This window comes from Mycobacterium sp. THU-M104 (assembly GCF_049197365.1).
Classification (GTDB): domain Bacteria; phylum Actinomycetota; class Actinomycetes; order Mycobacteriales; family Mycobacteriaceae; genus Mycobacterium.
In genome coordinates this window covers 1-1,220 of sequence record NZ_JBMIOP010000252.1, presented here as the reverse complement: position 1 = coordinate 1,220, position 1,220 = coordinate 1, and the positions used below count along the sequence as shown (strand labels likewise).

Sequence of the window (1,220 nt, the reverse complement as noted above, 5' to 3'; positions counted from 1 at the left end):
CAGTAGGCGGTGATCGCCGCGTTGACGCCGGCCGCGGCCTGAGCAGGCGTCAGGCCACTCCGGTTCTGTGTCGCGGCGGCGGCATCCGCGGGACTCGCCCCTGCTTGCAGCCCCGCGCACACCCCTCGGGCGGTGGTGGTCGCTTCCTTGGGGTCGTTGACGGTGACCCCGGGGATCTGTGAGGCAAGATTCAGAAACACCTGATCGGGGCCCGACGCCTGTCGCTTCGGTGGCGGTGGTTTCGGCGCAGCCGCGACGGTCGGATGGGCTGAGGATGGCGCTCGCGGCGTTGACGGGGATCTGGGCGCCGGTGTCATGGGGGCCGCGACGGCCCGAGCGGACGTCGGCATCGGGGACGCCGGTGGCTCCACGTGCTGCGCCTTCCGGGGTGGCGGCGGTGCCGGGGAGACCGTGGCCTGACCGTGTTCCGGGGTGCCGCTGTCCCTGCCGACCGCGTAGCCGGCGACACCGAACACGTCGAGTGCGAGCACAGCCGCCGCAGCCGCGAAAATCCGCCGCCGCCCGCGTCGGTGCTTCGTGTCGACGCCGTTAGGGGGCGCGGACTCACTTCCGTGGGGCCGGACCGCCAGGGGGATCTGCATGGTCGGAGCAGACTCCGTCGGTGCCCGGGAAAATAACGCGTCGGCGAACGCGCCGGCGAAATCGGCGCACCGGGCGAACCGATCGGCCGGATCCTTCGCAAGTGCCACAGCGAGCACCGGGTCCAAGACCGCGAGCCTGGCCCGGGTCTTTGCCAGCGCGGGCGGTGGCGCGGTGAGGTGGTGGCTGATCACCGCAACCGCATTGGTGAACGGGAACAGCGTGGTTCCGGTCAGCAGGTGATAAGCGGTGGCCGCCAGCGCGTACTGGTCGGCGCGCCCGTCGGTCGGTTCGCCCGCCAGCTGTTCGGGTGCGGCGTAGGGAAACGTGCCGACAGTCATGTTGGTGGCGGTCAACCCGCCGGAGTCGGCGATGTGGCGGGCTATGCCGAAGTCGCTCAGCAGAATTCTCTGTTCACCGTCGCCGGACTTGGTGAGCAGGATGTTTGCGGGGTTCACGTCCCGGTGCAGAACCTCGTGGTGTTCGTGCGCGTAGTCCAGCGCGCCGGCGATCGCCGCGATGATCGTGGCGACCTGATCGGCCGGCATGCCGACCGGGTAGCGGTCGCGCAGGAGGCTGGCGGCATCGGTGCCGTCGACGAAGTCCATCGCGATCCACAG

Annotated in this window: 1 protein-coding gene; it reads right to left on the bottom strand. The window is 70.3% G+C overall.

The window, feature by feature from the left end; all coding sequences use genetic code 11:
• Positions 1–1,220: protein kinase domain-containing protein (locus ACOJVU_RS18315; RefSeq protein ID WP_421531075.1), on the bottom strand; the 1,220-nt coding region annotated here is incomplete at both ends.